The sequence below is a fragment of the Rathayibacter sp. Leaf296 genome (assembly GCF_001423045.1).
Classification (GTDB): Bacteria; Actinomycetota; Actinomycetes; order Actinomycetales; family Microbacteriaceae; genus Rathayibacter; species Rathayibacter caricis.
In genome coordinates, this window is the sequence record NZ_LMNR01000001.1 from 2,002,663 (window position 1) to 2,017,052 (window position 14,390).

Sequence of the window (14,390 nt, forward strand, 5' to 3'; positions counted from 1 at the left end):
GCTCAGCGGGTCGCTTCCGCGACCACGGCCTCGAGGGCGGCGCCGATCGCCGAGACGTCCGAGCCTCCGCCCTGGGCCAGGTCCGGCTTGCCGCCGCCGCCGCCGCCGAGCACGCCCGCAGCCAGCTTGGCGAGCACGCCCGCCTTGGCACCGGAGTCGCGCGCGGCCTGGTTGGTCGCGACGATCACGGCGGGCTTGCCCGAGACGTCGGCCGCGAGGGCCACCACGGCCGGCTCGGAGCCGAGGCGCTCGCGCACCGAGGTGACCAGCGAGCGGAGCTCGTCGCTCGAGCCCGCCGTGCCGACGTTCTCGGCGACGACGGTGACGCCGTTGATCCGGCGCTGGTTCGCGACGATCGCGGGGACGCGGTCCGCGAGGGCCTTCGCCTCGAAGGCGGCGATCCTCTTCTCGGCGGCCTTGAGGCTCGCGACGAGGTCGGCGATCCGCTCGGGCAGCTGCTCGCGCGGCGTCTTCAGCGACGACGAGATCGTGCTGACGAGCGCGCGCTCGGCGGCCAGATCCTGGAACGCCTCCCGACCCACGAGCGACTCGACCCGGCGGTTCGTGGACCCGACGGACGACTCGCTGACGAGGCTGATCAGCCCGATCTCGGAGGAGCTCCCGACGTGAGTGCCCGCGCACAGCTCGCGCGACCAGGGGCCGCCGATGTCGACGACGCGCACGACGTCGCCGTACTTCTCGCCGAAGAGGGCCATCGCGCCGAGCGCCTTGGCCTCGTCGAGGGGCAGCTCGCGGGTGACGACCTGGAGGTTGTCGCGGATGGCGGTGTTCGCGATGTCCTCGATCTCGCTGCGGGTGTCGAGCGACAGCGCCTGGTTCCAGGAGAAGTCGAGGCGGAGGTAGCCGGCCTTGTTGTAGGAGCCGGACTGGTGCGCCTGCGGGCCGAGGACCTGGCGGAGCGCCGCGTGGATCAGGTGCGTGCCGGAGTGCGCCTGCGTCGCTCCGCGCCTCCAGTCGCGGTCGACGACCGACGTGGCGGCGTCGCCGACCCCGACCTCGCCGCTCGCGACCTGGACGGTGTGGCTGATGAGCCCCTTGACGGGCTTCTGCACGTCGAGGACCTCGAGGTCGAAGCCGTTGCCGACGATGCGGCCGGCGTCGGCCTCCTGACCGCCGGACTCGGCGTACAGCGAGGTCGCCTCGAGGATCACCTCGGCGATGTCGCCCGCCGACGCCTTCGTCACGGACTGACCGCCCACGACGAGGCCGACGATGCGGGACTCGGTGTCCAGCACGTCGTAGCCGGTGAACAGGGTCTCGCCGTGCGCGCGGAACGCGGCGTAGACCGAGAGGTCGGCGAGGGCCGACTTCTTCGACTTCGCATCGGCCTTGGCCCGGGCGCGCTGCGCGGACATCAGCGAGTCGAACGCCTCGCGGTCGACGCTCAGCCCCGACTCCTCGGCGATCTCGAGGGTGAGGTCGATCGGGAAGCCGAAGGTGTCGTGCAGGAGGAACGCCGTGTCGCCCGGGAGCGTCTCCGCCTCGGCCTTCCTGGTCTTGAGCACCGCGAGATCCAGGATCTCGGTGCCCGCGGCGAGGGTGCGCAGGAACGCCTCCTCCTCGCCGAACGCACTCGTCGACAGGCGCTCGTACTCCGTCTGCACCTCGGGGTAGGCGGCGGCCATCGCGTCGCGCGAGGCCGCGAACAGCTCCGGGAACACAGCGGTGTCGACGCCGAGCAGGCGCATCGCGCGCACCGTGCGGCGCATCAGGCGTCGCAGGATGTAGCCGCGTCCCTCGTTCGACGGAGTGACCCCGTCGGACAGCAGCATCAGCGAGGAGCGCACGTGGTCGGCGATGACGCGCATGCGCACGTCGTCCTCGTGATCGGCGCCGTAGCGGCGACCCGAGATCTCGGCCGCGCGGTCGAGGACCGGGCGGACCTGGTCGATCTCGTACATGTTCTCGACGCCCTGCTTGAGGAACGCGACGCGCTCGAGCCCCATGCCGGTGTCGATGTTCTTGCGCGGCAGCTCGCCCAGGATGTCGAAGTCGACCTTGCTCGTGCCCTCGCCGCGCAGGTACTGCATGAAGACGAGGTTCCAGATCTCGACGTAGCGGTCGTCGTCGGTGGCGGGGCCGCCGTCGATGCCGTACGAAGGTCCGCGGTCGAAGAAGATCTCGGAGCAGGGGCCGGCCGGACCGGGCTGGCCGGTGGACCAGTAGTTGGTGTCCTTGTCCAGGCGCTGGATCCGCTCGTCGGGCAGGCCCGCGATCTTCTTCCACAGCGCGATGGCCTCGTCGTCGTCCTTGTAGACGGTGACCCAGAGGTCCTTCTCGTCGAAGCCCAGGCCGCCGTCGCCCTCGGCGCCGGTCAGGAGCTCCCAGGCGTAGCCGATCGCCCCCTCCTTGAAGTAGTCGCCGAAGGAGAAGTTGCCGTTCATCTGGAAGAACGTGCCGTGACGCGGGGTCTTGCCGACCTCTTCGATGTCGTTGGTGCGGATGCACTTCTGCACGCTGGTCGCGCGCGGGTACGGCGCGGGGACCACTCCGGTCAGGTACGGCACGAAGGGCACCATGCCGGCGACGGTGAAGAGGAGGCTCGGGTCCTCGCTGACGAGCGAGGCGGAGGGCACCACGGTGTGACCGCGGCTTCCGAAGAAGTCGAGCCAGCGGGTGCGGATTTCGGCGGTCTGCATGGGTTCCGTTACGTGTTCGGTCGGTGTCGACGCGGGAGTGGCCGGACGGCCGGGAGTGCGGGCGGGATCAGCCCTCGCCGATGGCGGCCTTCAACTCGGCCTCCCGCTGGTGGTAGCCCTCGGAGACGGCGTCGCCGAGCTCCTTCGCCTTCCGGTTGATGTCCTCGAAGAGGCGGGCGCCGGCGGTCGTGCGGGCGACCTGGTGCGCGAGCGCGAAGCCGAGGCCGATCCCGACGACGACCAGGACGAGGTTCTTCACGGTGGTTCCTTCCGCGGCGGTGGGTGGCGGACGGCGCGGCGGTGCGCGGCGACCGGATCGATTCTAGGGCGCGAGCCTGCGGCTATCGGGAGGAGGACCTGCGGGTGGGCTTCGAGCGCTTCGCCGCGGTCCGCCCGGCGGCCTCGCCGACCTTGTCGGCCGTCCGCCCGGCCACCAGCACCGCGCGGACGCCCGCCGTGAAGCCGGCGAGCTTGATCAGCGGCCCGCCGATGGTCGCCGCGGTGAGGGCGACGAGGGCGTTCACGTTGCCGGTGACCTCCGCCACGTCCTTGGTGATCGTGTCGACGCGGGCGAGCTGCTGGTTGGCCTCGCGGAGCGTGGAGGCCGACTCGTCGAGGATCGGGGTGAGACCGTCGCTGGCCTGCTTGATCGCCTCGCTGGTGCTGTCGAACACGCGTCCCAGCTTCCACAGCGGGATCGCGGCGATCGCGACCAGGATCGCGAACACTCCTGCGGCGATGAGTCCTGCGATGTCTCCACCGGACACGGTGACCTCCGTTCGGCGCCGCCCGATTGCGGCACTCCAGCCTAGCGACGCGGCGCGGGCCGGGTCGGCAGGGCTGCGGCCGGGCGTGCGCTCCGGCCGGTGCGCCCCCGGGACGGCAGAAGGCCCCGGCGGTGAGCCGGGGCCTTCTGGGACGTCGGTCGAGCGACCGGGTCAGGAGTGGATCAGCGGGCGGCGTAGTACTCGACGACCAGCTGGACCTCGCAGGTCACGGGGACCTCGGCGCGCTTCGGACGGCGCAGGAGCGTCGCCTGGAGCTTGTCGATCTCGACCTCGAGGTAGCCCGGGGTCTTGGGGAGCACGTCGACGTGTCCACCGGCGGCGGCGACCTGGAAGGGCTCGGTGCCCTCGGAGCGCTGCTTGACGTGGATGACCTGGCCCGGCTTCACGCGGAAGGAGGGACGGTCGACGGTCTTGCCGTCGACGAGGATGTGACGGTGGGTCACGAACTGGCGGGCCTGCGCCGTGGTGCGGGCGAAGCCGGACCGCAGGACGAGGGCGTCGAGGCGCATCTCGAGGAGCTCGACCAGGTTCTCACCGGTCAGTCCCTGGGTGCGGCGGGCCTCGCCGAAGGCGATGCGGAGCTGCTTCTCGCGGATGCCGTACTGGGCGCGCAGACGCTGCTTCTCACGCAGGCGGACCGCGTAGTCGGAGTCGGCCTTGCGCTTCGAGCGGCCGTGCTCACCGGGAGCGTAGGGACGCTTCTCGAGGTAGCGGGCCGCCTTCGGGGTCAGCGGGATGCCGAGGGCGCGCGAGAGGCGCGTCTTCGAGCGAGAACGGGAGGTGGTCGACACTGTGGTCCTTCCAAGGTCTGAGAGGTTCGGTCGCAGCTCTCGCCGACGTGCTCCGGGTGGAGCGCGGGCGCCGTGGTCGTGTCCGCTCGCGGGTGCGTGCGGAAGGGTGACCGCGGTGACGAGCTGCGCGATTCAGAGGGATGCGCTGCTCCGCTCGGCTACAGAGCGGTGGGCAACCGGAGAAGACTATCACGGAGGGACCGCGTTCCTCAGCCCAGCGCGGTCTCCGCCCGGATCGGCTCCGGCGCGGGCGGCCTTCACTCGGTTGCTCAGGAGCCCCGGATGATCCTCATCAGCTTCGACAGCCGCGCCGAGACGTCGCGCTCGTTGCCGTGCTCGGTCGGCTCGTAGTACCGGGCGCCGTCGAGCGAGTCCGGCAGGTACTGCTGCTGCAGGACGCCCAGCTCGGCGTCGTGCGGGTAGCGGTAGCCCTTCCCGTGGCCGAGCCGCTTGGCGCCCGGGTAGTGCGCGTCGCGCAGGTGCGGCGGCACCCGGCCCGCCTTGCCCGCGCGCACGTCGGCGATGGCCGCGTCGAGCGCGGTGTAGGACGCGTTCGACTTGGGAGCGGTCGCGAGGTGCACGACGGCCTGGGCGAGCGGGATCCGCCCCTCCGGCATGCCGATGAGCTGGACGGCGTCGGCGGCCGCCACGGCGATGACCAGGGCCTGCGGGTCGGCCATGCCGATGTCCTCGGAGGCCGAGACGATGATGCGCCGGGCGATGAACCGCGGATCCTCCCCCGCCTCGATCATCCGGGCGAGGTAGTGCAGTGCCGCATCGACGTCGGAGCCGCGGATCGACTTGATGAACGCGCTGATGACGTCGTAGTGCTCGTCGCCGTTGCGGTCGTAGCGCAGCAGCGCCCGGTCGACCGCGCGCGCGACGACCTCGGTCGTGATGAGCGGGAGCTCGGGCTCCTGGGCCGGGGCGTCGTCCTCGACGGGGGCGTCGTCGTCCTCGTCGTCCTCGTCCTCGTCGGAGTCGGACGCGCGCGCGGCCCGGTCCGCCTCCCTCGCATCGGAGCGCGCGGACGTCGCCGCCGCCTCGAGTGCGGTCAGCGCGCGGCGCGCATCGCCCGAGGCCAGCCGGACGATGCTCGCCCGCGCCTCCGGATCGAGGGCGACGGTGCCGCGGAGCCCGCGCTCGTCGACGAGGGCGCGATCGACCAGGATCCCGAGGTCGTCGTCGCTCAGCGGCTCGAGGGTGAGCAGGAGCGAGCGCGACAGCAGGGGCGCGATCACCGAGAACGACGGGTTCTCGGTCGTCGCGGCGATCAGGATGACCCAGCCGTTCTCGACGCCCGGCAGCAGCGCGTCCTGCTGCGCCTTGGTGAAACGGTGGATCTCGTCCAGGAACAGGACCGTCGAGGTGCCGTAGAGATCGCGCGTGGAGAGCGCCTCCTCCATCACCTGCCGCACGTCCTTCACTCCGGCCGTGACCGCCGAGAGCTCGACGAAACGCCGCCCGCTCGAGTGCGCCACGGCCTGCGCGAGCGTCGTCTTGCCGGTGCCCGGCGGCCCCCACAGGATGACCGAGACGGCACCGCGCTCCCCCGTGGTGTCCGCGGCGAGGGCGACGAGCGGGGAGCCCCGCGTCAGCAGGTGGCGCTGCCCGGCGACCTCGTCGAGGCTGCGCGGGCGCATCCGCACGGCGAGCGGAGTCGCCCCCGAGCGGAGTCCTGCCTGCTGCATCGTCATGCGCACCAGCGTAACCAGGGGCTCCGACACGGCACCGGCGCGGGCGGAGCGCCGTGTGGAGTCGCCGCGCCGATTCTCGTAGGCTCCTCTCGGTCTGCGCCTGCGCGCGGAGCGCCGCGCCGCCGGGGCGCGACCGGAGACGTCGGAGGAACTCGTGGCCCAGGGAAAGTCGAACGATCGCGAGGCCCGCACCCGGCTCCGGGCCTACCAGGCCCGCCAGGCCCTGCACCGCACGCGAGCGCAGCGCCGCCGACGCGACAACGTGATCGCCGCCGTGGCCGGAGTAGTCGTGATCGCCCTCGCCGTCCTCGCCCAGCTCCTCTACTTCTCCGGCGGACCGGGCACCCCCGTCGCCGAGCCGTCCTCGAGCGCGAGTGCGACTCCGACGCCGGCCGCCACCGGCGAGAACACGGGCGACGTGCCGTCGGCCGACATCGCCGAGGGCCGCGACTGGACCGGCGAGATGACGATCAACACGGATGCACTGACGATCACGCTCGCCGGCGCCGCGGCCCCGCAGGCCGTCTCCTCCTTCCTCTCCCTCGCGCAGTCGGGCTTCTACGACGGCGTCTCCTGCCACCGCCTGACCACCGAGGGCCTCTTCGTCCTCCAGTGCGGCGACCCCGACGGCGACGGCACCGGCGGGCCGGGCTACAGCTACGGTCCCGTCGAGAACGCCCCGGAGGACGGGCTCTACCCCGCGGGGACCATCGCGATGGCGCGGCAGTCCGGCAACGGCTACAGCCAGGGGAGCCAGTTCTTCGTCGTCTACGAGGACACGACCCTGCCCGCCGACGCGGCCGGCGGCTACACCGTCATCGGACAGGTGACCTCGGGTCTCGACGCCCTCGTCGCCGACGTCGTCGCCGAGGGCACCGCCGACGGATCCACCGACGGCGCTCCCGCCGAGCCGGTCGCGATCACCTCCGTCACCGTCCAGTAGACGCGCTGAGGCCGGCCGCCGCCCACGCGGGCAGGAGCCGGGGGCGCCCCCGTGCAATAGGCTGATCGTCACTGCCCGTTCGCGGCCGAGCGCGGTACCCGGCCTCTCGGCCGTCGAGCCCGATCGGCCACCCGACGCGACGGACATCGAACAGCACGACATCGAACAGCAAGGTGAGGCTCCGAGCGATGAGTGACCAGCAGCCGTGGGGACGAGTCGACGACGACGGGACGGTCTACGTCCGAGTCGGAGACGGGGAGCGCGAGGTCGGCCAGTACCCCGATGCCACCCCCGAGGAGGCGCTCGCCTATTACGAGCGCAAGTACACCGAGCTGGCCGGGCAGGTCTCCCTGCTCGAGCAGCGAGCGAAGCGCGGTGCCCCCGCCGCCGACGTCGCCCGGACGGTGCAGTCGCTGACCGCGGCGATCGCCGAGGCGCACGCCGTCGGCGATCTCGAGGCCCTGCAGACCCGCGTCAGCGCCCTGAGCGGGTCGGTGGAGGACCTCACCGAGCAGCAGGCCGCCGAGTCGAAGGCCGTGCTGGCCGAGGCGCTCGCGTACCGCGAGGCGATCGTGGCCGAGGCCGAGGCCCTCGCGGCCGTCGACCCCGCCAAGACGCAGTGGAAGCAGGCGAGCGCCGCGATCGACGAGCTGTTCGCCCGCTGGCAGAGCCACCAGCAGCAGGGTCCCCGGCTGCCCAAGAACGAGGCCAACGAGCTCTGGCGCCGCTTCCGCGGTGCCCGCACCACGATCGAGCAGAACCGCAAGGCGTTCTTCGCCGACCTCGACTCCGCGCACCGCGAGGCGAAGGCGGCGAAGCAGTCGCTGATCGACCAGGCCGAGGCGCTCGTGCCGCGCGGCGCCGACGCGATCCCCGAGTACCGCACCCTCCTCGAGAGCTGGCGGGTCGCCGGACGCGCCGGCAAGCGGTTCGACGACGCGCTCTGGGCACGCTTCAAGGCGGCCGGCGATGCGATCTACGGCGCGAAGGCCGAGATCGTCGCGCAGGAGAGCGTCGAGTACACCGAGAACCTCGATCGCAAGCTCGCCCTCCTCGAGGAGGCCGAGCCGCTCCTGCAGGAGCAGGACCGCGAGAAGGCCAAGCGCGCGCTCCTCTCCATCCAGGAGCGCTGGGACGAGGTCGGCCGCGTCCCCCGCGAGCAGGTCCGCACGATCGAGGACCGGCTCCGCAAGGTCGAGGCGCACGTGCGCAAGCTCGACGAGGAGCACTGGAACCGCAGCAACCCCGAGCGGAAGGCGCGCTCCGAGGGTCTCGCGTCGCAGCTCACCTCGGCGATCCAGAAGCTGCAGGACGAGCTCGACGAGGCGAAGGCCCGCGGAGACCGAGCCGCCATCGCTCAGGCGCAGGAGGCGCTCGACGCCCGCAAGGTGTGGTTGGACGCCCTGGGCTGATCCCTCCCCCGCGCCGATCCCTCCACAGATCGTCGTGAGCGCCTCCGGAGGGGAGGCGCGTCGTCCACTCTCGAGGGATGACGCGCCTCCCCTCCGTTCTGCTCCCCGGCGATCTCCCGCTCGCCGAGCTGTGCGCCGCCCGCCTCGACGGCGAGCTCCGCGCCCTCGACGAGGGCTTCGTGCTGTGCGATCTGCCGACCGGAGCAGCGGAGCGGGGCGCCGCGCTCCTCGCGGTCCTGCCGCGCGGCACGGTCGCCGACCGCTCGAGCGCCGCATGGGTGCACGGAGCGACGACCGAGCCGCCCGCGCTGCACAGCGCCTCGATCGACCGGGAGCACCGGCTGCGTCCGCGGCCGTGCGCCCGCGTGCGCTTCCACGAGGTCCGGCTGCCCACCGCGGACGTCGTCTCGATCGGCGGCTGCCCGGTCACGACTCCGGTGCGCACCCTGATCGACCTGACCCGCGTCCCGGGACGCGTGCGACGACTCCCTGCTCCGGTCGCTCGCGCTGACGACCGGCACCGCCCTGGAGGACGTCCTCGCCGCGCTCGACGCGGCGGGGAGCGCCGTGGCCGGACGCCGCATCGCCGAGCGCCGGTTGACGGCCGCGCTGGGCGCGCGGCCGCCGTCAGGGCCTCTCAGCCCGCGTTGACCCGGTAGACGTCATAGACGGCGTCGATGCGCCGGACGGCGTTCAGCACGCGGTCGAGATGCGTGGTGTCGCCCATCTCGAAGACGAAGCGGCTGATCGCGAGCCGGTCGCTGGAGGTCGACACCGTCGCCGAGAGGATGTTGACGTGGTGCTCCGAGAGCACCCGCGTCACGTCGCTCAGCAGACCGGAGCGGTCCAGCGCCTCGACCTGGATCTGCACCAGGAAGATGCTCTTGGAGGAGGGTGCCCACTCGACGTCCACGATCCGCTCGGGCTCCTTCAGGAGCTCCTGCACGTTGTGGCAGTTGGCCTGGTGCACCGAGACCCCGGCTCCGCGCGTGACGAAGCCGACGATCTGATCGCCCGGCACCGGCGTGCAGCACTTCGCGAGCTTCACCAGGATGTCCGGCGCGCCCTTGACCAGGACGCCCGACTCGCTGCTGCGACTCCGGGGTCGCGGGGAGCGCGGGAGCGTGACCTCGTTCTCGTCCGACTCCGGATCGCCCTGGATCGACGCGACGACCTTCTCGAGCACCGACTGCGTCGACACGTGACCCTCGCCGACGGCGGCGTAGAGCGCCTCCACGTCGTTGTAGCGCAGCTGGCTGGCCACCTCGGTGAAGGTGTCCTGGCTCATCAGCTTCTGCAGCGGCAGGTTCTGCTTCCGCATCGCGCGGGCGATGGAGTCCTTGCCCTGCTCGATCGCCTCGTCGCGGCGCTCCTTCGTGAACCACTGGCGGATCTTGTTGCGGGCCCGCGGGCTCTGCACGAAGTTCAGCCAGTCCTGGCTCGGGCCGCTGTCGGGGTTCTTCGAGGTGAACACCTCGACGACGTCGCCGGTGGTCAGCGAGGACTCGAGCGGCACCAGGCGCCCGTTCACCTTGGCGCCCATCGTGCGGTGGCCGACCTCGGTGTGCACGGCGTAGGCGAAGTCGACGGGCGTCGCTCCTGTGGGCAGGCCGATGACCCGGCCCTTCGGAGTGAAGACGTAGACCTCCTTCGCGCCGATCTCGAAGCGGAGCGAGTCGAGGAACTCGTTCGGGTCGGTCGTCTCGGACTGCCAGTCCGAGAGGTGCGCCAGCCAGGCGAGGTCGGTGTCGTTCGAGCCGGACGTGGGCACTTTGCCCGTCGCCATCTGCTCCTTGTACTTCCAATGCGCCGCGATGCCGAACTCGGCGTGCTGGTGCATCTCGTTGGTGCGGATCTGGATCTCGACCGCCCGGCCCTTGGGCCCGACGACCGTCGTGTGCAGCGACTGGTACAGGTTGAACTTCGGGGTCGCGATGTAGTCCTTGAACCGGCCCGGCATCGGCGTCCAGCGCGCGTGGATCGACCCCAGCACCGCGTAGCAGTCGCGGACCGAGTTCACGAGCACGCGGATGCCGACCAGGTCGTAGATCTCGTCGAACTCGCGGCCTCGGACGACCATCTTCTGGTAGATCGAGTAGTACTGCTTCGGGCGCCCGACGACGCGGCCGCGGATCTTGCCGGCCCGCAGATCCTCGCCGATCAGGTCGATGACGCTCTGCACGAACTCCTCGCGCTGAGGCGTCCGGCGCTTCACGAGGCTCTCGATCTCGTTGTAGATCTTGGGGTAGAGCACCGCGAACGAGAGGTCCTCGAGCTCCCACTTGATCGCCTGGATGCCGAGGCGGTGCGCGAGGGGCGCGTAGATCTCGAGCGTCTCGGTCGCCTTGCGTGCGGCGGACTCGGCGGGCACGAAGCCCCAGGTCCGCGCGTTGTGGAGGCGGTCGGCGAGCTTGATGATCAGGACGCGGATGTCCTTCGACATCGCCACGATCATCTTGCGGACGGTCTCGGCCTGAGCGCTGTCGCCGTACTTGACCTTGTCGAGCTTGGTGACGCCATCGACCAGCATCGCGACCTCGTCGCCGAAGTCGGCGCGGAGCTCGTCGAGCTTGTAGTCGGTGTCCTCCACCGTGTCGTGAAGGAGGGCCGCGGCGATGGTCTTCGAGCCGATGCCGAGATCGGCCAGGATCTGCGCGACCGCGAGCGGGTGCGTGATGTAGGGCTCGCCGCTGCGGCGCTTCTGCCCGGAGTGGGCCCGCTCGGCGACCGAGTACGCGCGCTCGATGAGGGCGATGTCGCTCTTGGGGTGGTGCATCCGCACCGTGCGCACGAGGGTGTCGACCGCACCGGAGGGCTGCGCGCGCGAGAAGATCCGGGGGACCAGTCTGCGCAGGGCAGCGGTCGACGACGTGGTCGTGGTTTCCGTCACGCGGGCATCTCCATCGCCCCATTATCGCGCCTGCGGAACGCGCCGCCGACCGATCCGCCCGGGGCGAACCCCGGAGCCGTCAGTCGATGCGTCCGGGACGCCCCTCGTCGTCGACGACGTCTCCCCCGGCGGCCGCCCACGCGGTCATCCCGGCGTCGACATTGGCCGCCTCGTAACCCGCACCCTCGAGGGCCTGCACGACCATCGCGGAGCGGACCCCCGAGTGGCAGACGACCAGGATCGGCGCCTCCGCGGGCAGCTCGTCCTGGCGTGCGCCGATCTGGTTCATCGGGATGTGGTGCGCGGCGGCGGCGTGGCCGAGCGCCCACTCGTGCGGCTCCCGGACGTCCAGGAGCCACACCTCGTCGCGCGCGACGAGTCCGACGGCGTCGGCCGCGGAGACCTGCGAGAACTCGGCCATCGCTGCTCCTACGCGCTCTGCTCGACGGCCGGCGTGCCCGCCTTCAGTCGCGCCGCCTCGACGCGCTTGTCGTTGCGGGCGACGTCGACCTCCCGGCCGCGCAGCTGCGCGTAGAGGGGCGCCGCGACGAAGATCGTCGAGTACGTGCCCACGATGATGCCGATGAGCAGGGCGAGCGAGATGTCGCGGAGCGTCCCGGCCCCGAGCACGAACGCGCCGATCACGAGGATCGCGCCGACGGGCAGCGCCGCCACGATCGACGTGTTGATCGAGCGGACCAGCGTCTGGTTCTCGGCGAGGTTCACCGTCTCGGCGAACGTCTTCGTCGTGCTGCCCAGCGCCTCGGCCGTGTTCTCGCGGATCTTGTCGAACACCACCACGGTGTCGTAGAGCGAGTAGCCGAGGATCGTCAGGAGGCCGATGACCGCGGCGGGCGACACCTCCGTGCCGGTGATGCCGTACACGCCGGCGACGATCACGAGGTCGTGCACGAGGGCGACGATCGCGGCGAGCGACATCTTCCAGGTGCGGAAGTAGGCCCACATGGCCAGCGACGCGAGCACCACGAAGATGATCAGACCGCGCAGGGCCTGCTGCGTGATGTCGTTGCCCCACGACGCTCCGATGAAGGAGGACGTGACCTGGTCGTTCGGGACGTCGTAGGCCTCGGCGAGGGAGTTGCGGACCGCCGTCGACTCGTCCGTCGAGAGCTGGTCGGTCTGCACGCGGATCGAGTCGTCGCCGACGACCGAGACGCGCGGAACGGTCTCGGGCGAGACCGCGGTGACCGCGTCGGTCGCCGTCGCCTGGTCGAGGCTCGACGGCGAGGACACCGTGAACTCGGAGCCGCCGGTGAACTCGATGCTGAAGTTGAAGCCGCCGCGGGCGACCGTCCCGAGCACCGTGATCAGGATCAGGACGAGCGAGATCAGGTACCAGGTGCGGCGACGTCCGACGAAGTCGATCGAGCGCTTGCCGGTGTAGAGGTCGTTGCCGAACTGCGAGAAGCTGGCCATCACGCGTCCTTGGTCGAGTCGGAGGAGCCGGGAGTGCGCGCCGCCTCGGCGGCCTTGCGCTCGGCGATGGTCTGGCGCTTCGCTGCCTCGCGGGCGGCGGAGGAGCCCTTGCCGGCGACGACGGCGTCCTGCGGCCGGAACGCCGCTCGACCCCGGTAGACGGCGCCCAGAGCTCGGGGGTCGAGCCCGGAGAGCTTGTGCCCGTCTGAGAAGAACCGCGTCGTGGCGAGCAGCTGCAGCATCGGGTGCGTGAAGAGGATCACGACCACGAGGTCGATCAGCGTCGTGATGCCGAGCGTGAACGCGAAGCCGCGGACGCTGCCGACGGCGAGGATGAACAGCACCACCGCCGCGAGCAGGTTCACCATGTCGGAGGCGAAGATGGTGCGCAGCGCACGCCGCCATCCGGCCTCGACCGCCGACTCCAGGCCGCGACCGTCGCGCAGCTCGTCGCGGATCCGCTCGAAGTACACGATGAAGGAGTCGGCCGTGATGCCGATCGCGACGATCAGACCCGCTACTCCCGCGAGCGAGAGGCGCAGTCCCTCCCGCCACGAGAGGAGCGTCACGACGAGGTAGGTGACGACCGCGGCGACGATCAGCGAGGCGATCGTGACCGCTCCGAGCACTCGGTACTGGGCGAGCGAGTAGACGACGACGAGGATCAGGCCGATCAGGCCCGCGAGCAGACCGCTCGCGAGCTGGGCGGTGCCGAGCGTGGCCGAGATGCTGTCCGAGCTCTGCACCTGGAAGCCGATCGGCAGGGCGCCGTACTTCAGCTGGTCCGCGAGCGTCTTCGACGACTCCTGGGTGAAGGAGCCCGTGATCTGCGCGTTGCCGTCGGTGATCGCGGCGTTGGTGGACGGCGCCGAGATGACGCGACCGTCGAGCACGATCGCGAACTGGTTCTGCGCGCCCTGCAGGGCGACGAGGCGGGTCGTGACGTCTGAGAAGGCGGTGGTGCCGGCGTCGTCGAACGAGAGGTTCACGGCCCAGGTCCCGGTGCTGGCTCCCGACTGCGTCGTGACGAGGCCGTTGGAGGCGTCGGCGATGTCCTCGCCGGTCACCTCGACCGGGCCGAGGATGTACTTGACCGTCCCGGTGTCGTCGCAGGTGATCAGCGGCTGGTCCGCGGGGGCGAGGTTCGGGTCCTGGCTGTTGAGGAACGCGCAGTCGAACGCGGTGTACTGCGCCTCGAGGGCCGGAGTGATGTACGCGAGGTCGCTGGCGTCGGTCGGCTCCGCGGTGGGCTCGGTCGAGAGCGCGGGATCGACCGGCGTGGGCGTCGGCGAGGACGTGGCGTCGCCTCCGACCGCGGTGTTCGTGGCCTGGCTGCCGACGAGGACGGGACGGAAGTCGAGCTTCGCCGACGCCTCGATGCGCTGCAGCGTCTCGTCGTCGGGAGTTCCCGGGATCGAGACGACGATGTTGCTGGAGCCCTGGGTCGTGATCTCGGCCTCGGATACGCCGGACGCGTCGATGCGCTGGCGGATGATCGAGACGGCCTGGGTCAGCTGCTCCGTCGAGACCGTGTCACCGTCGTTCAGCTGCGGTTGGAGCACGATCTGCGTGCCGCCCTCGAGGTCGAGGGCGAGCTTCGGAGTCCAGGATCCGCCGCCCCAGAGGACGGCGGCGGTGTTCAGACCGACGAGAGCGAGGATCAGGACACCGAGCCAGCTCAGAGAGCGCCGGGCCTTCCGGACGGGGGTTGATGCGGCCACCCAGGGCTCAGCTTTCTCTTCGGTCGGCGATGACGTGCCGGGACGGACCCG

Annotated in this window: 12 protein-coding genes; 3 read left to right on the plus strand and 9 right to left on the minus strand. The window is 71.1% G+C overall.

Annotated elements, in window-relative coordinates; translation table 11 throughout:
* Window positions 1–2 precede the first annotated feature (2 nt).
* From alaS to ASF46_RS09305, 5 genes are all read right to left on the minus strand, one after another.
* Entirely contained in the window at window positions 3–2,660 is a 2,658-nt protein-coding gene (gene alaS, locus ASF46_RS09285) for an alanine--tRNA ligase (protein ID WP_056867226.1), read from the minus strand.
* 67 nt (window positions 2,661–2,727) lie between these two features.
* Entirely contained in the window at window positions 2,728–2,919 is a 192-nt protein-coding gene (locus tag ASF46_RS09290) for a hypothetical protein (protein ID WP_056867227.1), read from the minus strand.
* A gap of 82 nt (window positions 2,920–3,001) precedes the next feature.
* Window positions 3,002–3,427, minus strand: a complete 426-nt coding sequence (locus ASF46_RS09295; RefSeq protein ID WP_055791774.1) for a DUF948 domain-containing protein — start codon at window positions 3,425–3,427, stop codon at window positions 3,002–3,004.
* 182 nt (window positions 3,428–3,609) lie between these two features.
* Complete coding sequence (gene rpsD, locus ASF46_RS09300) at window positions 3,610–4,239, minus strand: 30S ribosomal protein S4 (RefSeq protein WP_055791772.1); 630 nt, start codon at window positions 4,237–4,239, stop codon at window positions 3,610–3,612.
* A gap of 269 nt (window positions 4,240–4,508) precedes the next feature.
* Window positions 4,509–5,936: a replication-associated recombination protein A gene (locus tag ASF46_RS09305; RefSeq protein WP_082485333.1), complete on the minus strand. Its 1,428-nt coding sequence runs from the start codon at window positions 5,934–5,936 to the stop codon at window positions 4,509–4,511.
* Between the two features lie 154 nt (window positions 5,937–6,090).
* Between ASF46_RS09305 and ASF46_RS09310 the strand changes: the two genes are divergently transcribed.
* The 3 genes from ASF46_RS09310 to ASF46_RS09320 all read left to right on the plus strand — a co-directional run bounded on the left by ASF46_RS09310 (window position 6,091) and on the right by ASF46_RS09320 (window position 8,950).
* A complete protein-coding gene (locus ASF46_RS09310; protein WP_056867228.1) occupies window positions 6,091–6,879 on the plus strand; it encodes a peptidylprolyl isomerase in 789 nt (262 codons plus the stop codon).
* 188 nt (window positions 6,880–7,067) lie between these two features.
* Window positions 7,068–8,291 (plus strand): DUF349 domain-containing protein, encoded by a 1,224-nt coding sequence (locus tag ASF46_RS09315; RefSeq protein WP_056867229.1) that lies wholly within the window; start codon window positions 7,068–7,070, stop codon window positions 8,289–8,291.
* A 77-nt stretch (window positions 8,292–8,368) separates the two neighbouring features.
* Window positions 8,369–8,950, plus strand: coding sequence for a type IV toxin-antitoxin system AbiEi family antitoxin (locus ASF46_RS09320; protein WP_056867230.1), 582 nt, complete (start codon window positions 8,369–8,371; stop codon window positions 8,948–8,950).
* Here the strand turns inward: ASF46_RS09320 and ASF46_RS09325 are convergent.
* The 4 genes from ASF46_RS09325 to secD all read right to left on the minus strand — a co-directional run bounded on the left by ASF46_RS09325 (window position 8,929) and on the right by secD (window position 14,339).
* Window positions 8,929–11,181, minus strand: coding sequence for a RelA/SpoT family protein (locus ASF46_RS09325; protein WP_055791761.1), 2,253 nt, complete (start codon window positions 11,179–11,181; stop codon window positions 8,929–8,931). The genes ASF46_RS09320 and ASF46_RS09325 overlap by 22 nt on opposite strands.
* A gap of 79 nt (window positions 11,182–11,260) precedes the next feature.
* Window positions 11,261–11,602 carry a rhodanese-like domain-containing protein gene (locus ASF46_RS09330; RefSeq protein ID WP_055791758.1) on the minus strand — a complete coding sequence of 114 codons (342 nt, stop codon included), beginning with the start codon at window positions 11,600–11,602 and terminating at the stop codon, window positions 11,261–11,263.
* Window positions 11,603–11,610: 8 nt separating this feature from the next.
* Window positions 11,611–12,618: a protein translocase subunit SecF gene (gene secF, locus ASF46_RS09335; RefSeq protein ID WP_055791755.1), complete on the minus strand. Its 1,008-nt coding sequence runs from the start codon at window positions 12,616–12,618 to the stop codon at window positions 11,611–11,613.
* Window positions 12,618–14,339 carry a protein translocase subunit SecD gene (gene secD, locus ASF46_RS09340; protein ID WP_056867231.1) on the minus strand — a complete coding sequence of 574 codons (1,722 nt, stop codon included), beginning with the start codon at window positions 14,337–14,339 and terminating at the stop codon, window positions 12,618–12,620. Before secD ends, secF begins: the two co-directional genes overlap by 1 nt.
* Window positions 14,340–14,390: the final 51 nt, after the last annotated feature.